This is a genomic window from Nocardia concava NBRC 100430, assembly GCF_000308815.1.
GTDB lineage: Bacteria > Actinomycetota > Actinomycetes > Mycobacteriales > Mycobacteriaceae > Nocardia > Nocardia concava.
In genome coordinates, this window is sequence record NZ_BAFX01000002.1 from 51,095 (window position 1) to 65,740 (window position 14,646).

General features: G+C 64.6%; 14 protein-coding genes. 7 read left to right on the forward strand and 7 right to left on the reverse strand.

Going from position 1 to position 14,646, the window contains the following annotated elements; genetic code table 11:
• The first annotated feature begins 60 nt into the window (after window positions 1-60).
• Both ON43_RS00435 and ON43_RS00440 read left to right on the forward strand, forming a co-directional pair.
• Window positions 61-1,080, forward strand: coding sequence for a MauE/DoxX family redox-associated membrane protein (locus tag ON43_RS00435; RefSeq protein WP_040802298.1), 1,020 nt, complete (start codon window positions 61-63; stop codon window positions 1,078-1,080).
• Between the two features lie 41 nt (window positions 1,081-1,121).
• A complete protein-coding gene (locus ON43_RS00440; protein ID WP_245568417.1) occupies window positions 1,122-1,541 on the forward strand; it encodes a BP74-related protein in 420 nt (139 codons plus the stop codon).
• 51 nt (window positions 1,542-1,592) lie between these two features.
• Here the strand turns inward: ON43_RS00440 and ON43_RS00445 are convergent, their stop codons facing one another.
• Together ON43_RS00445 and ON43_RS00450 are read right to left on the reverse strand one after the other, a co-directional pair.
• A complete protein-coding gene (locus tag ON43_RS00445; protein ID WP_040802342.1) occupies window positions 1,593-3,137 on the reverse strand; it encodes a Rieske 2Fe-2S domain-containing protein in 1,545 nt (514 codons plus the stop codon).
• 45 nt (window positions 3,138-3,182) lie between these two features.
• Window positions 3,183-4,028, reverse strand: a complete 846-nt coding sequence (locus ON43_RS00450; RefSeq protein ID WP_051177684.1) for a hypothetical protein — start codon at window positions 4,026-4,028, stop codon at window positions 3,183-3,185.
• Window positions 4,029-4,127: 99 nt separating this feature from the next.
• Here ON43_RS00450 and ON43_RS00455 point away from each other — a divergent pair, with 99 nt between their 5' ends.
• The 5 genes from ON43_RS00455 to ON43_RS00475 all read left to right on the forward strand — a co-directional run bounded on the left by ON43_RS00455 (window position 4,128) and on the right by ON43_RS00475 (window position 8,259).
• Entirely contained in the window at window positions 4,128-4,874 is a 747-nt protein-coding gene (locus ON43_RS00455) for a lysophospholipid acyltransferase family protein (protein WP_040802300.1), read from the forward strand.
• Window positions 4,875-5,330: 456 nt separating this feature from the next.
• On the forward strand, window positions 5,331-6,158 hold the full coding sequence (locus ON43_RS00460) for a helix-turn-helix domain-containing protein (RefSeq protein WP_040802344.1): 828 nt from the start codon (window positions 5,331-5,333) through the stop codon (window positions 6,156-6,158).
• A 16-nt stretch (window positions 6,159-6,174) separates the two neighbouring features.
• Window positions 6,175-6,741, forward strand: a complete 567-nt coding sequence (cyaB, locus tag ON43_RS00465; RefSeq protein WP_040802301.1) for a class IV adenylate cyclase — start codon at window positions 6,175-6,177, stop codon at window positions 6,739-6,741.
• A gap of 185 nt (window positions 6,742-6,926) precedes the next feature.
• A complete protein-coding gene (locus ON43_RS00470; protein WP_040802302.1) occupies window positions 6,927-7,343 on the forward strand; it encodes a hypothetical protein in 417 nt (138 codons plus the stop codon).
• Between the two features lie 247 nt (window positions 7,344-7,590).
• Entirely contained in the window at window positions 7,591-8,259 is a 669-nt protein-coding gene (locus ON43_RS00475) for a Type 1 glutamine amidotransferase-like domain-containing protein (RefSeq protein ID WP_040802303.1), read from the forward strand.
• A 22-nt stretch (window positions 8,260-8,281) separates the two neighbouring features.
• Here the strand turns inward: ON43_RS00475 and ON43_RS00480 are convergent, their stop codons facing one another.
• From ON43_RS00480 to ON43_RS00500, 5 genes are read right to left on the reverse strand one after another with little or no spacing between them, the layout of a single operon-like run.
• A complete protein-coding gene (locus tag ON43_RS00480) occupies window positions 8,282-8,896 on the reverse strand; it encodes a hypothetical protein (RefSeq protein ID WP_245568418.1) in 615 nt (204 codons plus the stop codon).
• Between the two features lie 38 nt (window positions 8,897-8,934).
• The gene (locus ON43_RS00485) at window positions 8,935-10,617 is read right to left on the reverse strand and encodes an ABC transporter family substrate-binding protein (protein ID WP_040802304.1); all 1,683 of its coding nucleotides are present in this window, start codon (window positions 10,615-10,617) and stop codon (window positions 8,935-8,937) included.
• 57 nt (window positions 10,618-10,674) lie between these two features.
• Window positions 10,675-12,534, reverse strand: a complete 1,860-nt coding sequence (locus ON43_RS00490) for an ABC transporter ATP-binding protein (protein WP_051177689.1) — start codon at window positions 12,532-12,534, stop codon at window positions 10,675-10,677.
• Window positions 12,531-13,460, reverse strand: coding sequence for an ABC transporter permease (locus ON43_RS00495; RefSeq protein WP_040802305.1), 930 nt, complete (start codon window positions 13,458-13,460; stop codon window positions 12,531-12,533). Before ON43_RS00495 ends, ON43_RS00490 begins: the two co-directional genes overlap by 4 nt.
• Window positions 13,460-14,437 carry an ABC transporter permease gene (locus tag ON43_RS00500; RefSeq protein WP_040802347.1) on the reverse strand — a complete coding sequence of 326 codons (978 nt, stop codon included), beginning with the start codon at window positions 14,435-14,437 and terminating at the stop codon, window positions 13,460-13,462. Before ON43_RS00500 ends, ON43_RS00495 begins: the two co-directional genes overlap by 1 nt.
• Window positions 14,438-14,646: the final 209 nt, after the last annotated feature.

Here is a 14,646-nt window from a genome sequence, read left to right on the forward strand (position 1 = left end):
GTGAAAACTGTTCGGCTGATTCGTAATTCGCTGTCCATATGAGTGTGCGATGGTGCGGTCATGGCTATCGACTACGTGGTGTGGGTCGCGCGTCTGGTGCTTGCCGTCGTCTTCGGGATCTCGGCGTGGGGGAAATTCGCCGATGGGTCCGGCACTCGGAAGGCGGTGGGGGAGTTCGGTATTCCACTGGCCTGGGTGCCCGCGGTGGCGTGGGGACTACCCGCGGTGGAGGCGGTGGTGGCGGCCGCGCTGTTGCCGCCGTGGACCGCGGCCGCGGCGGCGCTGGTCGCGATTCTGCTGCTGGGCATGTTCACCGGGGCGGTGGTGCGGCTGCTGCGGCAAGGAAGGCGGCCGGCCTGTTCGTGTTTCGGGGCGGGCAGTGCCGCGCCGATCGGCCGGGGCACGGTGCTGCGCAATGTGATGCTGATCCTGCTGGCGGGTCTGACGGTCGTCGCGACGCTCGCGGATCCGCAGGTGCCGGGCGTGCTGCCGCTCGATCACGCGGTCGCCATGGCGGTGGCGGCGGGCTTCGGCGCGGTGCTGGTCTCGCTGTGGGGTGAGCTGCGGGCATTGCGGCGGCGGCTGGACGAGCAGGTGCTCTCGACCCTGGGTGCGGAGGGGCTGCCGCCGGGTGCGATCGCACCGGAATTCGAGGTCCTGAAGACCGCGGGCGGACGGACCGGTTTGGACGAATTGCTGTCGCCGGGAAAGTCATTGCTGCTGGTCTTCGTGCATCCCGGCTGCGAGATGTGCGCCGCGCTGGCCCGTGAGCTGCCGCGTTGGCAGGCCCGTTCGAGCGATGCGCTGACCATCGCGGTGCTGGGCAACGGCGATGTGGGCGAGCATGCGAAATGGGGCGAGGAGCAGGGGCTGGGTGAGATTCCGGTACTGGTCCAGCAGGGAAACGAGGCGGCGCTGCGGTATCGGGTGCGCGGTACGCCGTCGGGGGTATTGATCAATGAGCAGGGCCGGGTGGCGGCTCCGGTGGCACGCGGAGCGATGGCGGTGCGGGACTTGATTGTTCAGGCGAAGCGGACCGGTAGGAAGTCGAAACCGGAAACAAACGGGGCGGTCCTCTAAACCTATTGGTAAGCAATCGAATTGGGCAATTCACTCGGTTTGTGAGCCTTACCATCGAAAGGCAGGTCCTGCCTCCCCCGATCGCTCCGCCGAAGGGAAAAATCATGGCCTACTTCGCTTTTACCGATTACTCCGGCAAGGAATTCGTCTTCGAGGTCAGGAATCAACAGCGCATCGAGGAAGCGCGCCGCATCCTGTCGGGCGAGGAGACGATGTCCACCCACGTGATGGGCAGGATTCGGAAGCAGAAGACGCCGTACAACCCGGGCTGGGATTTCCACCTCGACCCGGACACGATCACGTTCTTCACCGTGGCCATCGAAGTCTGCGACGCCAGCACCGAGTACGTCGAGGAACATCTCGACGAGGCGTGCGGCGCGTTCCTGCCCGGTTGCTTCTGGTGTCCGTGGTCGTCGCGGCTCACCCGCGAGCTGCAGCCGTCCGAAGTCGGGATGGGCTGAGGTAATTGCGTGGTTGCGGCCGATACCCGGGTACCGGCCGCACTCGCGGCGTCAGACCAGTTTCTTCGAGCGCAGCTCGTGGCCCTTGGAGGTCTTGCACCGGCCCGACTCCAGATCCCACTGCCAGCCGTGCAGGTTGCAGGTGAGCGTATTGCCTTCCACCACACCGAATTTCGACAGGTCCGCCTTCAGGTGCGGGCAGCGGCGCTGGACTTCCCAGCCGTCGAGCTCGGTGGAGGCGGAATCGTCGTGCGCCTCGGCGAACCAGCCGTCCGCGTAGGCGATGCGCTCATCGGTGAGGCACTTGAAGAAGGTGTAGAGGAATTCGTTGTAGCCGCCGATACGCCAGGTGGTGAAGCGCGTCGACAGGAAGATGGTGTTCACCCAGTCCGGCTCGTCGTCGCGGAGCACGGTGCGCACCAGTTCCGGCGCGATGCGGAAGCCGTAGCGGTACTTGCCCTCTCCCTCGATGGGCGCGCGCACCACGCGCTTGGGGAAGTCGAGCACCACGGTCTCGTCGCCCATGACCAGGCCGACCGGGTAGCCGATGCCGTCGCAGATGAGGTCGCTCTGCGCCATGATCGGCTCGAACTTGGCCTTGAGCGCGGGCAGCAGCGGCTCGCCCTCGGCCGGGGCCCAGGTCGCCTTCTCGGCGGCCAGCACCGGGGCCATCCGCTGCGCCATGGCCTCGATATAGGCGGCCTTGTCGCCGTAGATGGTGTCCGGATCGACCGGGTGGGTGAGCGAATTCAGTTCCTTGCCACGCAGATCCGCGGTCGAGCCCGGGATCATGAGCAGCCCGCCCTCGTTGCCGTGGATCTTCATCTGATCCAGGAACACGATCTGGTCGGGGAAGATATTGCCCTCGTCGCCGTGATCGTCGTTGAGGTAGCGCAGCTCGTCGTCGAGGAAGACCGGCGGGCCGGCCGACGGCACCACCCAGGTGGCCCCGACCTGCTCGATGTAGGAGCGGCAGCGGTCCATGCCGCGCTGGCGCTTCTGCTTGCCGAAGTTGGCCTTGGTCTTGGTCGGGATGTCGTAGACCATCGGGTACCAGATGGCGCCCGAGTACTGCAGCAGGTGGATGTCCACATGCCCGAAGTTGTCGTGCAGCACATCCATGTCGACCGGGCGCGCGTCGTTCATGTTGAAGCACACGGTTTCCCCGTCGGACACGACCAGGGCGGAGTCGCCGATCGGGCCGTCGGCGGGGGCGCGCAACGCGATGATCATGATGTCCAGGTCGCCGCCCGGGCCGGTGATCGTGGTCTTGACCGAGTCCTCGGTCTCCACGAACTTGGTGAAGCCGAGTTTCTCCAGCTCCCGCTTGAGGTCCGGCACCGGGTAGTCGGGGAGCAGGACGGTGGCGTCCTTGTTCACCTTGTCGGCCAGGTGCTTGGCGTCCCAGTGGTCGCGGTGCAGATGCGAGACGTAGAGGAAATCGCAGTTGCCGAGCTCGTCCCAGTCCAGCTGGGTGTTGTCGGGGAAGGGGAACCACGAGGCGAAATACGCGGGGTTGACCCAGGGATCGCAGAGGATCGTCCCGGCCGCGGTTCGGATGTGGAATCCGGCGTGTCCGACGCTGGTGATCTGCACGAGCTTCATTCCTCCCTGACCGTTACCAGCCACCCAGAGTACCGACTAGCCCGAGACGTCGCCGATGCAGTAACCCTCGGAGCCCGACTTCAAGGTGTATATCTGCTTTGTCTGATTACCCGTTCCGGTGGTGACCGGCACCGACACGGTGATGTATCCGCCGCGCGGCCACTCGGACTTGATGGACTCGTCCACGAAGGTCTTTACCGTGCCCGGCTTCGACGGGTTCACCGCCAGCGGCACATTGGCCGGTTTCCCGGTTCCCTCCGGATCCCAGGTGCGGCCCGCGGCGCAGACCAGCGGGTACGCGTCCTCGCGGTCGGTGGGGTCCAGGGGCTTGCCGATCGCACGGGATAGGAAGCGTCGCACCGTGTGTCGCGCGTCCGCGTCATTGAATCCGCCCTCGCCGCCGGTCGCGACGACGTGCGGGCAGGCGTATCCGGTCGCGATGTCCCGATCCTGTGCGGTCACCGTGACCGCCGCGTTCTGCCAGACGGCGGCGCTGCCGTTGTGCGCGCCGGTCCCCGCGAGCGCGTCGAGAATGGGCTGCGGGTCGGCGTACATGCTGCGCACATTGCGCGGCGCCATGGTCCAGCACCGGTCCGCGATTTCGTCGAGCCCCCTGCCGCGCAGGTCGGCCGCCCACCGCGCGACGGCCACCGCGGCCTCGGGTTTGCCGGGCACCGCACCGACGCCATCGGTGGTCGCGGCCGTGGTTGTCTGCGTATCCGCGCTGGTCTCCGCCGGATTGCCGGAGTCGGCCTGCCAATCGGTGCCCTCGATGCCGACCCTCGAATCGCAGCCCGCGCCCAGGCATGCCGCGCCGAATATCAGTGTCCCGAGCAGCCCCTTGCGGAGGTGTTCACGCAGCGCTGTCCGGTCGTTTTCCACTCCTGCGAACCTCTTTCAGTGTCTGTAAGTCACATCAATTCGAAAGGTGTTGCCTGGATCACTGGATGCCGCGCGGGCAGCGACTACGCTAGCGGACTTGTGGAACCCGTCTACTACCCCGTCATCGGGCTGGCCCGCACGATTTTCGCGCTGCAGGGCCTGAAGTTCACCGTCAAGGGTGACGAAAACATTCCGGCGACCGGTGGTGCGGTGATCGCGATCAACCACACCGGTTATATGGACTTCACCTACGCGGGTCTGCCCGCGCGCACCACGAAGCGCTACATCCGCTTCATGGCCAAGAAGGAAGTCTTCGACAACTCCATCTCCGGCCCGATCATGCGCGCGCTCAAGCACATTCCGGTCGACCGGTCCGCGGGCGCCGAGTCCTACCACGAGGCCGTCAAGCGCCTGAAGGCCGGCGAACTGGTCGGCGTCTACCCCGAGGCCACCATCAGCCGCAGCTTCGAACTCAAAGAATTCAAATCCGGCGCCGCCCGCATGGCCATCGAGGCGAACGTCCCCATCATCCCCATCGTCATCTGGGGCGCCCAGCGCGTCTGGACCAAGGGCTTCCCGAAACGCCTGGGCCGCACCAACACCCCCATCTCCATGGCCGTAGGCGAGCCCATCGCCCCCTACGAACCCGCCTCCGCCCTCACCGCCCAACTCCACAAAACCATGGAATCCATGCTCCTGGACCTCCAAAAGGACTACCCCCACGAGCCCGGCGCCTACTGGGTCCCCGCCCGCCTAGGCGGCAGCGCCCCCACCCTCGAGGAAGCCAACGCCATGGACGCCGCCGAAGCCGCCGAAAAGGCCGCCCGCCGCACCCAGCCCGAATAACGTCCGAAACGGCCTGCCCGGGGAGGAGCCCCGGGTCAGGCCGTTCGGTTCATATGGGTCGCGCCGTCCTCGTGATACGTCCAATCGCGTCATACTTCTCGAAATAGCTTGTGTCGTCCGAACTTCCCCGCCGAAGGTGAGCAATGAGAAACCGCTCTCCGTTCGACAACCTGATCCCCCGATCGTTCGCCCCCTCGATCCGGCATTCGACAGCCGCCCGACCGGTGATCCGAAACCACACCACCGCACCAGGTCTGGCCCACAACGGCAGTTTCCTTCCCTCGCGATCCCGCCTCGAAAACTCCTCGGGAGCGATATACGGATTGGTCATGCCCTCAATTAACTCGAAGCGTGGATCCGATTTCGATTACAGCGTGGTGATACCACCTGCCGCCCTGCCGATCTCATGGTGAGATTGGCGTACGTGGAGTGCTGGGCCAAACCGGGGAGGGGCCGATGCGAGGAGAATCCTTCGCTCCGATAGTTGTTCCCGCGCAGGTCTGGAATCAGGACGTGGTTCAAGTCGCGCTCCGGGAGCGAGACGTCGCGACCCTGCTCACGCTCGTCCAGAGACACACCGGCGCAAGTCAGCAGCGGCTCGCCACTGCCCTGGACATATCGCAGGGGCGGGTGAACGAGCTGATCAACCGAAAGCGGATGGTCAGTGCCCTGGGCACGTTCGAACGGCTGGCGGACGGCCTGAACATGCCCGACCATGCGCGGATGAGTCTCGGTCTCGCACCTGCCGCCTATGTTCGGATGGCTCTGGACAATCTGAGCGAGATCGGTTGGACATACCCGTCACAGGCCGAGGCGGCCAACGAGATTCGTACTCGCGCCTCCGGTTCGGACGCCATCGACGTGATGGCGGTGCGGGGCCTGGGCCTGCTCGGCCTCAATGATTCGCTTTTGCGCGATGCGCTCCCAGCCGAGGCGTCTATTCGGGTCTTGCTTCTGAACCCGGACTCCGAATCGGCTGCACGGCGAGCCGAGGAGATCGGCGAGTCGGTCGAGTCCTTCGCGGCGGGAATTCGGCTCGCGATCGCTCGCATCAAGGAACTCTCCATGAGCGGCAGTCGAATCGAGCTCTACTCGTACGACCATGTGCCGGTGTGGCGAATCATCAAGGTCGATGACGTCTTGTTCGTATCCGCATTCACCAGTGTCCATGAGGGACACACGTCACCGACTCATCGAATCGAACCCAATCACCGTGGTGTACTGCACCACGCGTTCGTTCGTACGTTGAAACAGGCTGTCGCCAGCGCAGACCGAATCATCTAGCCAATTTGGAGTGGCAGTGATCGAAGCGGAGTACAAGGCTCGCCTCACCGATCCGGACTCGGTCCGAGAGAGGCTGAAGGCGTATTCCGAAGCTGACCACGTCGTTTACAACGACACCTATTTCGATGACAGCGCTGGCGCACTCACCTCCGCGGATCGTGAGCTCCGCCTGCGAACGATCAACAGCGCCGACGGATCCGCCCGCACCTTCCTCACGTTCAAGGATGCGGCAGTCGACGCTGCGACGGGATCGAAGCCCGAGTACGAGACGACCGTTGGTGACCGCACGACGATGGCGGAGATCGTTGAGCGGCTGGGCTACCGACCGCGTCTCTCCTTCACGAAGCGGTGTGAGAACCACCGTTTCGAGGCGGTCGGCCGCGACATGCTCGCCACCATCGTCACCGTTCCCGAAATCGACGGAACATTCCTGGAGCTCGAGACCATGGCCGAGGCCGAGGGGGACCTGGATACCGCGCTCTCGGACCTGCGTTCAGTGCTGGCGGAGCTCGGCGTTTCGTCCGACCAGCTGACGACTGAGCTCTACACCGATGCGGTAGCCCGGAAGCGCAAAGCTGAATAACCCTGCGGCGCAGGCAGAGCGAGGCCAATCGGCCCCGATCGCTCACCGGGTCGTGTGTCAGTGATCGTGTCAGGTTGGCATCAGGGCGGTGTCAAGCGGGCGGGACAAAGTATGTCCATCGAACAAGACAGGCCCGGTTCACCGGATCCGGGCCACTGCCACAACAGCTTTCGAAGGAGCATCCCATGTCCGCCACCGCCACCCTGAACCTGACCGCCGACGACAAGGCCACCATCCGTTCCGCCGCCTACGGCGCGGTCTCGCTGGTCTCCGCCGCAGCCGACAAGCCGCACAAGGCCTCCACCGCCGGCTCGATCGCCCTGCTCTCGGCCACCGGCCCCATCGGCCACGTCCTGAACGCGAAGTCCAAGGACATCCACCTCAGCGGCAAGAACGTCGCTCAGCTCGCCGACCAGGTCCTTCCCGCCCTGACGGCCGCGGTGACCGTACTCGAGCAGCAGGACCCCGCCGAGGCCGACAACTTCCGCACCACCGTCCTGGTAGCCCTCGAGGCCGCCGCCTCCACCGGCCGCAACGGCCAGCCCGGCCCCGTCGTTGCCGAAATGACCCGCAAGGTCACCGCCGCGATGCACGCCGCCTGATCCCCGAGTTCCCCTCGGCCCGTCCATAACTGGAGAGACCGCGCTGACCGATCCGGTCAGCGCGGTCAGGTGCGTTCGGACCTGTTTCCCTGGAGCCGTACCCACTCCGTATCGTCGAGTCCTACGCTTGTCCGAGTCGGTTGACCGGGATTGGCTTGTCTGCCAGAGGATCCGGCATCGCTTGAAGTAGTCGGCTCACCACGAAACGCCGCTGCCGCGCACGGCTCACGATGGACAAGGAAACTCCATGAAGCTTCTCCTCACCTCTGGTGGTGTCAGCAATCAGAGCATCCGCGACGCACTGGTCGACATGTTGGGCAAGCCCATCAGTGAGGCCACCGCCTTGTGTATCCCCACCGCCATGTACGGCGGCATGCCCGGGACCGCCGTACTGACATGGCGGCAGATCGCCGGGCAGAGCCGCAACCCCATGGTCGAACTTGGGTGGAAGTCGGTAGGGATGCTGGAGTTGACGGCGTTGCCCAGCATCGCCGCCGAGAACTGGGTTCCTCTGGTCCGGGAGACCGACGCTCTGCTGATGTGTGGTGGCGACGTCCTGTATCTGCACCACTGGATGCGCGCATCCGGCCTGGTGGATCTGTTCCCATCGCTGAGCCGGACGGTCTATGTGGGACTCAGTGCCGGCAGCATGGTGATGGCGCCGCACGTCGGGGAGGAGTTCGTCGGCTGGAAGCCGCCCGCGGGCGGCGACCGCACACTGGGCATGGTCGGATTCTCGATCTTCCCGCACCTGGACAACGTGATGTGTCCGGAGAACACCATGGCCGACGCCGAGAACTGGGCCGCCCGCATGTCGGTACCGGGCTACGCGGTCGATGACCAGACAGCCATCAGAGTGGTGGATGGCGTCGTGGAGGTCGTCTCCGAAGGGCACTGGAAGCTCTTCGACCGCTAGGCAGATTACTGGTTTCGGCCGATCAGCTCGGATCGCCGCCGCGAATCGCCGCCAGCCAGGTGGCGGCTGCGGCGGTTATCGCGGTGGCGGCCGCGAAGACCACGATGCCGCCGCCCGCCAGGTACACCCAGAAGATTGCGACGAATGGTGCGGCTACGGCGGATTGCGCGTCGAGCAGCAGTCTCCGGCCCCATCCGATCCGGCTCATCGCGTCGGGATCCGGTCGGGACGGATTGTCGATCAGCCGACCTACGGGTTCCGTATCTCGCATATGGCCGGCCGGATACAGCCGATGTTCTTCGACTGTGACTGTGCGACTGGATAATTCACCGGTCGACTGGGTGAGCGTCAACAGCTCCGGATCGAAATACACCGGCAGCCAGCGGTTCTTGCCGCCGACCGTGAACTCCAGCCATGACCGGCTCACCAACCGATGCTGCTGCCGCACCCGCCGCACCGCCACCTCGCGAGGCTCTCTGCCACCCGGCAGCCCAGCGGGCAGGTATCCGAGCGCCACCGCGAACCGGAAACCGCTGTAGGCCAGAACGACTACGGCTAGAACGGTGAGCACGCCCACCTGCTCCGGATCGGCGAACGGGACCCCGGCGAGAGTGATCGCCAGGGTCCCGATCGTCACGAGCGCCGGATAGGCCAGAGCATGACCCATCCGGGAATTCACTTCAGGAAGCCGATTTTCGTGTAGTCGAGGCTCTGCAGGCCGGCCGCGCCGTAGTTGGCGAGGTTGGCGCGGACACCCACATTGGCGGGCGTCTGCATCAGGGGCAGCGAGTGCCCCTCTTCGAAGACCTTCTTGTCGACCTGGTTGGCGATTTCGATGGCCTTCGCCGGATCGAGTTCGGAGACGCCCTTTTCGATCAGATCATTGAGTTCCGGGTAGCCGATGTGGCCGTAGTTGCCCTGCCAGTCGTCGGGGTGGTAGCCCCAGATCTGGTCCATGCTGCTCAGCGGGAACAGGTCGCCGACCCAACTGAACTGCGTCACATCGAAATCGCCGGACTTGATGTACCTGGGGAAGAAGTCCTGTCCCGGCTTGGTGTCGATGATGAGTTTCACCCCGACGCGGTCCAGGTTCTGCTGCATGATCTGTGCGATCTGCACCCAGAGGTCCTGGTTGTACATGACATCGCGGATCTCCAGTTTGCGGCCGTCCTTCTCTCGGGTGCCGCCACCGGCCGGGACCTTCCAGCCGAGCTCATCGAGTTCCTTCGCGGCGGCATCGGGGTCGAAGCCGAGCGAGTTGTCCTGGTAGCCCTTCTGGTTCTTCAGATAGATGTGGTTGTTGAGCGGCTTGGGATCGATGACCATGCCGTTCTGCATGGCGGTAGCGATGCCCTGCCGATCGATGGCCTTGCCGATGGCGACGCGCAGCTTGGGATCGGCGAGGATCGAACCGGGTGCACCGTTGAAGGTGAGGTGCGACCACTGCATGCTGTTGGCACGGCGGATGGCGATGCCGTTGGTGCCCTGCGCGGTCTTGATCTCATCGCGGCTGCCGAGGCCGACCACGTCGATCTCGTTGTTCTGCAATGCGGGCAGGTCGGCCGAGCTGTCGAGGACGCTGAAGGTGATGGTGTCCAGCTTCGGGGTGTTTCCCCACCACTTGGGGTTGCGGCCCAGCACGATTCGACCCTGACCCCGGTCGATGGACTGCACCATGAACGGTCCGGCGCTCGGACCGGGATTGTCCACGAAGCCCTTGTTGAACGCTTCCGGGGTGCTGGTGACGGCCTTCGGGACCAGGAAGCTGTTGCCCGAGAACTGTCCTCGCCATTCGCCGAGGTGCTTGCTGAAGGTCAGGATCGCCTGTCGGTCGTCCACGCCGCGTTCGACCTTCGCGACCCGGTCGAATCCGTTGTTGTTCGCGATGAGGAAGTCCTTGTTGCGGCCGCTCAGCGCTTCGGCGGCCGATGCGATGTCCTCCCAGGTGATGGGCGTCCCGTCGGACCACACCGCCTTCGGGTTGATGGTGTAGGTGACCTGCTGCGGGTCTGTGCTGGTCAACTGCACATCGGTGAAGTAGTTGTGATCCACGCTGAGATTGCCCGCCGCGTCGGAGATGAAGGCGCGTGGCATGGTGGACCGCTCGATGCTGGTGATCTCGGCGTCATTGCCGTCGATCTGGAGGGTGTTCCAGTTGGACGGGAGCGCGGAGACGGCCAGCCGCAGGTTACCTCCGTCCTTGAGATCGGCGACATCGTGTGGATTGATATCGCTGGTAGTGCCGAGGTCGGACGACACCGCATTGGAGTTGTCGTTGTCACCGCCGCAGCCGGTCGTCACCATTGCTACGGCCACCAGTGGGACCGCGAGCCGTAAGCCGATCGAGCGAATCCTCACCGGTTGCTCCTTCCGTCGGAGTATTGCTGGAACACATTGCTTTCCACGGTTCGCCCCCTATTCCGTGACCACGGGCATCGGAATGGCATCGATGAGCGCGCGTGTGTACTCGTGCCGAGGATCCGCGAAAATCTGTTCCGCGGCACCGTATTCGACGATCTGCCCGCGATACATGACGGCGATGTCGTGCGCGAGATTGCGCACCACGGATAGGTCGTGGGACACGAACAAGTAGGAAAGCCCGCGCTCGGCCTGCAGGTCGCGCAGCAGATTCAGCACACCGGCCTGGATCGATACGTCCAGCGAGGAGACCGGCTCGTCCAGAACCAGGATCTCGGGGTCCAGTGCGAGGGCCCGGGCGATATTGATGCGCTGCTTCTGGCCGCCGGAGAAATCGGCCGGATAGCGGTCGGCGTGTTCGGGTCGCAGACCGACCAGTCGCAGCAATTCCCGCACGCGGCCTTGGATCTTGTCGTGCGGAAATCCGTTGATACGCAACGGCTGGGCGAGGGCGTCGAAGATCGGCAGGCGAGGATCCAGCGAAGACGACGGATCCTGGAACACAATCTGCATCTTGCGCCGGATCTCGCGGCGCCGCTCGCCGGTAAGTCGCGAGGTATCGCTACCCAGCACCTCGATGGTGCCCGCCTGCGGCGTGACCAGATCCATGATCTGGGTCAAGGTGGTGGACTTTCCCGAACCGGATTCGCCGACGAGCGCCAGGGTTCGACCGGCGCGGACGTCGAAACTGATCCCGTCCACGGCGTGTACTTCGCCGACGCGACGGCGGAACACCACACCCTTGGTGAGTGGGAAGGTCTTTTTCAGGTCCGAAACCCGAAGCACCACCGTGTCGTCCGGTGTGACGACCTGCTCGGCCGCGCTCACCTCGCGCCGGAAAGCAGTGAACAGGGCAGCGGTGCCGACCTCCGCGGTGCGGATGCATGCGGCTCGATGCCCGGGTCCGGTGTCTTGCAATGGAGGTTCCGCGGCCCGGCAGTCGTCCACGGCGATCGGGCATCGCGGTGCGAAGGTGCAACCGACGGGCAGGTCGTGCATGGCCGGAGGCGCTCCGACGATCGGCACCAGCGGCATCCGCGCCGGGCCGTCCATGCGCGGTATGGAACCCAGTAGCCCGACGGTGTACGGCATCCGCGGCGAATTGAAAATATCGGCGGCACGCGCGGTTTCGACGATGCGCCCGGCGTACATGACGGCCACGCGGTCGGCCAGAGTGGCCGCGATCCCCATGTCGTGAGTGATCATGACGACGCCCGCGCCCGTGATGTCCCGGGCTTTCTCCAGCAGGTTGAGGATCTGCTTCTGAACCGTCACATCCAGTGCGGTGGTGGGCTCGTCGCAGATGATGAGATCTGGATCGTTGGCGATCGCGATGGCGATCACCACGCGCTGGCGCATACCGCCGGAGAATTCGTGCGGAAAGGCCTTGGCGCGCACCGCCGGATCCGGGATACCGACCAGGTCCAGCAGCTCGACGGCACGCTGTGCCGCCTCCTGCTTGCTCATCTTCCCGTGCGCGAGGAGTGCTTCCGCGATTTGATCGCCGACTCGATAGACGGGTGTCAGCGCCGAGAGCGGGTCCTGGAACACCATCGATATTTTGCTGCCGCGCAATGTCGACAGCTGCCGGTCGCCCATGCCGATGAGTTCCTGCCCGCGCAACCGGATGGAACCGCGCACCCGGGCCTGGTCCGGCAGCAATCCCATGACCGCCAGCGATGAAACGGACTTGCCCGAACCGGATTCCCCGACGATGGCCAGCACCTCGCCGTCCTGCACGGTGTAGCTGACCCCGCGTACGGCATCGATGCGTCCCTCCTCACCGGGGAACGACACGTGCAGATCGGCGACCTCGAGCAGCGGGGCGGTGGTGGCGCGACCCGTCTTATCCGTCATGCCTGGGCCCTTCCATCCTTGCGGCGCGAGCGCGCTCGCTGCGCACTCGGGTCGAACGCGTCGCGCAGGCCGTCACCGATCAGGTTCGCGCACAAGACGATCGCGATCAGAATGACACCGGTGAACATGAACAACCACGGATAGGTCAGCGCTGACTTGGTGCCCGAGGCGATCAGCGAACCGAGTGACACGTCCGGCGGCTGTACACCGAATCCCAGGTAGCTGAGGCCGGTTTCGCCGAGGATCGCCGAACCGACCGCGAGGGTGGTATCGATGATCAAGATGCTGGCGATATTCGGCAGGATGTGGGTGGTGATCACCGTCCAGGTAGACGCGCCCATATATCTGGCTGCCCGGACGAATTCGCGATCCCGCAGCCCGAGTGTCATGCCTCGGATCAGGCGAGCGCTGATCATCCAGCCGAACCCGCCGAGCAGAACGATGAGCAGAGCGATACTGCCGCTGCCCTTGGTACGCGGAGCGAACAGCGCCACGATGATGAAACTCGGCATCACCAGCAGCAGGTCGACCACCCACATGATGATCGTGTCGGTCAAGCCGCCCAGCAGTCCGGCGATGGATCCCGCGAAGGCCGCGATCAGGGCCGCCATGAAGGCCACCGAGAACCCGATGATCAGCGACTTCTGCATGCCGCGCAGCGTCTGTGCCAGCACATCCTGACCGATCTGATTGGTGCCGAACGGGTGTCGCGCGCTGGGCGGTTTCAACAGCGCCGTGTAGTCGAGTTGCTGATAGTCATATTTCAGGAAAGGCGGCAGCGCGAACGCCGCGATCACCATGAGAATCAGGACCGTCAGGGCGACGACCGCGGGCTTGTTCCGTAGGAAGCGGCGCACCACGAGTTTCCGGCGACCGGCTGCGGCGGGTTCCGGCGCGCCTTGGACGATGAGTTCGGTATCGGTCATCAGGCACGCACCCGGGGGTCGAGGATGGCGAGGACGATGTCCGACAACAGTCCGGACAGCAGGATCACCAGGGCGATGAACGCGGTGATCGTGACCACGGGGTACAGATCCTGCGCGTTGATCGAATCGATCAGCCACTCACCAACGCCGTGCCAGCCGAAGATCTTCTCCACGAAGGCCGCCCCGGTGATCAATCCGCCGAAGCCGTAGGCGAACAGCGTCGCCATGGGGATCAACGCGGTCCGCAGACCGTGTTTGTACAAGGCCCGCGATCGGGTCAGGCCCTTTGCCCGGGCGGTCCGGATGAAATCGCTCTGCAGTACGTCCAGCATGGCATTGCGTTGGTAGCGGCTGTACCCGGCAGCCGCGCCGAGAATCAGCACCAGGGTCGGGACGGCCATATGCTGCACTCGGTCCACCAATTGGTTCCAGACGCCGTGCACCGCGTTCGCCGAGGTCTCACCGGTGTAATAGAAGATCTGCGTACCGGATGCGGTATTGATCTCCAGCGCACCGTATTTCAGCAATGTCGCGAGTAGGAAGACGGGCGTGCTGAGCAGCAACAGCGACAGGATGGTGGTGAAGTAGTCGCTGAACTTGTACTGCCGTATCGCGCCCGCCGCGCCGATCAGGATGCCGAGCAGGGTGCCGAGGATCGATCCGATCAGCACCAGACGCAAGCTGACTCCGACCCGGCGTGGCAACTCCTGACTGACAGGCTGCCCGGCCAGCGTCTTACCGAAGTCGCCGTGCATCACTACGCCGCTGACCCATTCGCCGTAGCGCTGCGGGATCGGCATGTCCAGCTTGAGTTCCTGGCGCTTGGCCTCGATGACCGATTGCGGTGGGCGCGGATTGCGCTGTTCCAGGCTCTCCAGCGGGTGAAACGTGAGCGACGCCAATGCGAAGGTGAGGAACGACGCCAGCAACAGCAGCACGACATAGTTCAGCGCACGTCGCAGCAGAAAACCGGCCATCATTCCCTTTCGGGGTCGAGTACTGACCCCAGATCATAGGGAGTGGAAAGCGTAAACGCGGGGTACGGACGGCTGACGGCATGGCAATCCGTGTGTTATTGGGTGCGGGCCGGGGGTGGCGGGGGTGTGAGCTGGGGGCGGGTTGGGGTGTGGCCCCGGTGGGGTGCCGGAAAGGTCTCGTTTGTACGGCGGGGTCCGGAATCCACGGG

Excerpts from the sequence above, each read along its gene's own strand:
- ON43_RS00460 (WP_040802344.1), top strand. The coding sequence starts at position 5,331 with ATGCGAGGAGAATCCTTCGCTCCGATAGTTGTTCCCGCGCAGGTCTGG.
- ON43_RS00495 (WP_040802305.1), bottom strand. The coding sequence starts at position 13,460 with ATGACCGATACCGAACTCATCGTCCAAGGCGCGCCGGAACCCGCCGCA.
- ON43_RS00435 (WP_040802298.1), top strand. The coding sequence starts at position 61 with ATGGCTATCGACTACGTGGTGTGGGTCGCGCGTCTGGTGCTTGCCGTC.
- ON43_RS00470 (WP_040802302.1), top strand. The coding sequence starts at position 6,927 with ATGTCCGCCACCGCCACCCTGAACCTGACCGCCGACGACAAGGCCACC.
- ON43_RS00475 (WP_040802303.1), top strand. The coding sequence starts at position 7,591 with ATGAAGCTTCTCCTCACCTCTGGTGGTGTCAGCAATCAGAGCATCCGC.
- ON43_RS00500 (WP_040802347.1), bottom strand. The coding sequence starts at position 14,437 with ATGGCCGGTTTTCTGCTGCGACGTGCGCTGAACTATGTCGTGCTGCTG.
- ON43_RS00490 (WP_051177689.1), bottom strand. The coding sequence starts at position 12,534 with ATGACGGATAAGACGGGTCGCGCCACCACCGCCCCGCTGCTCGAGGTC.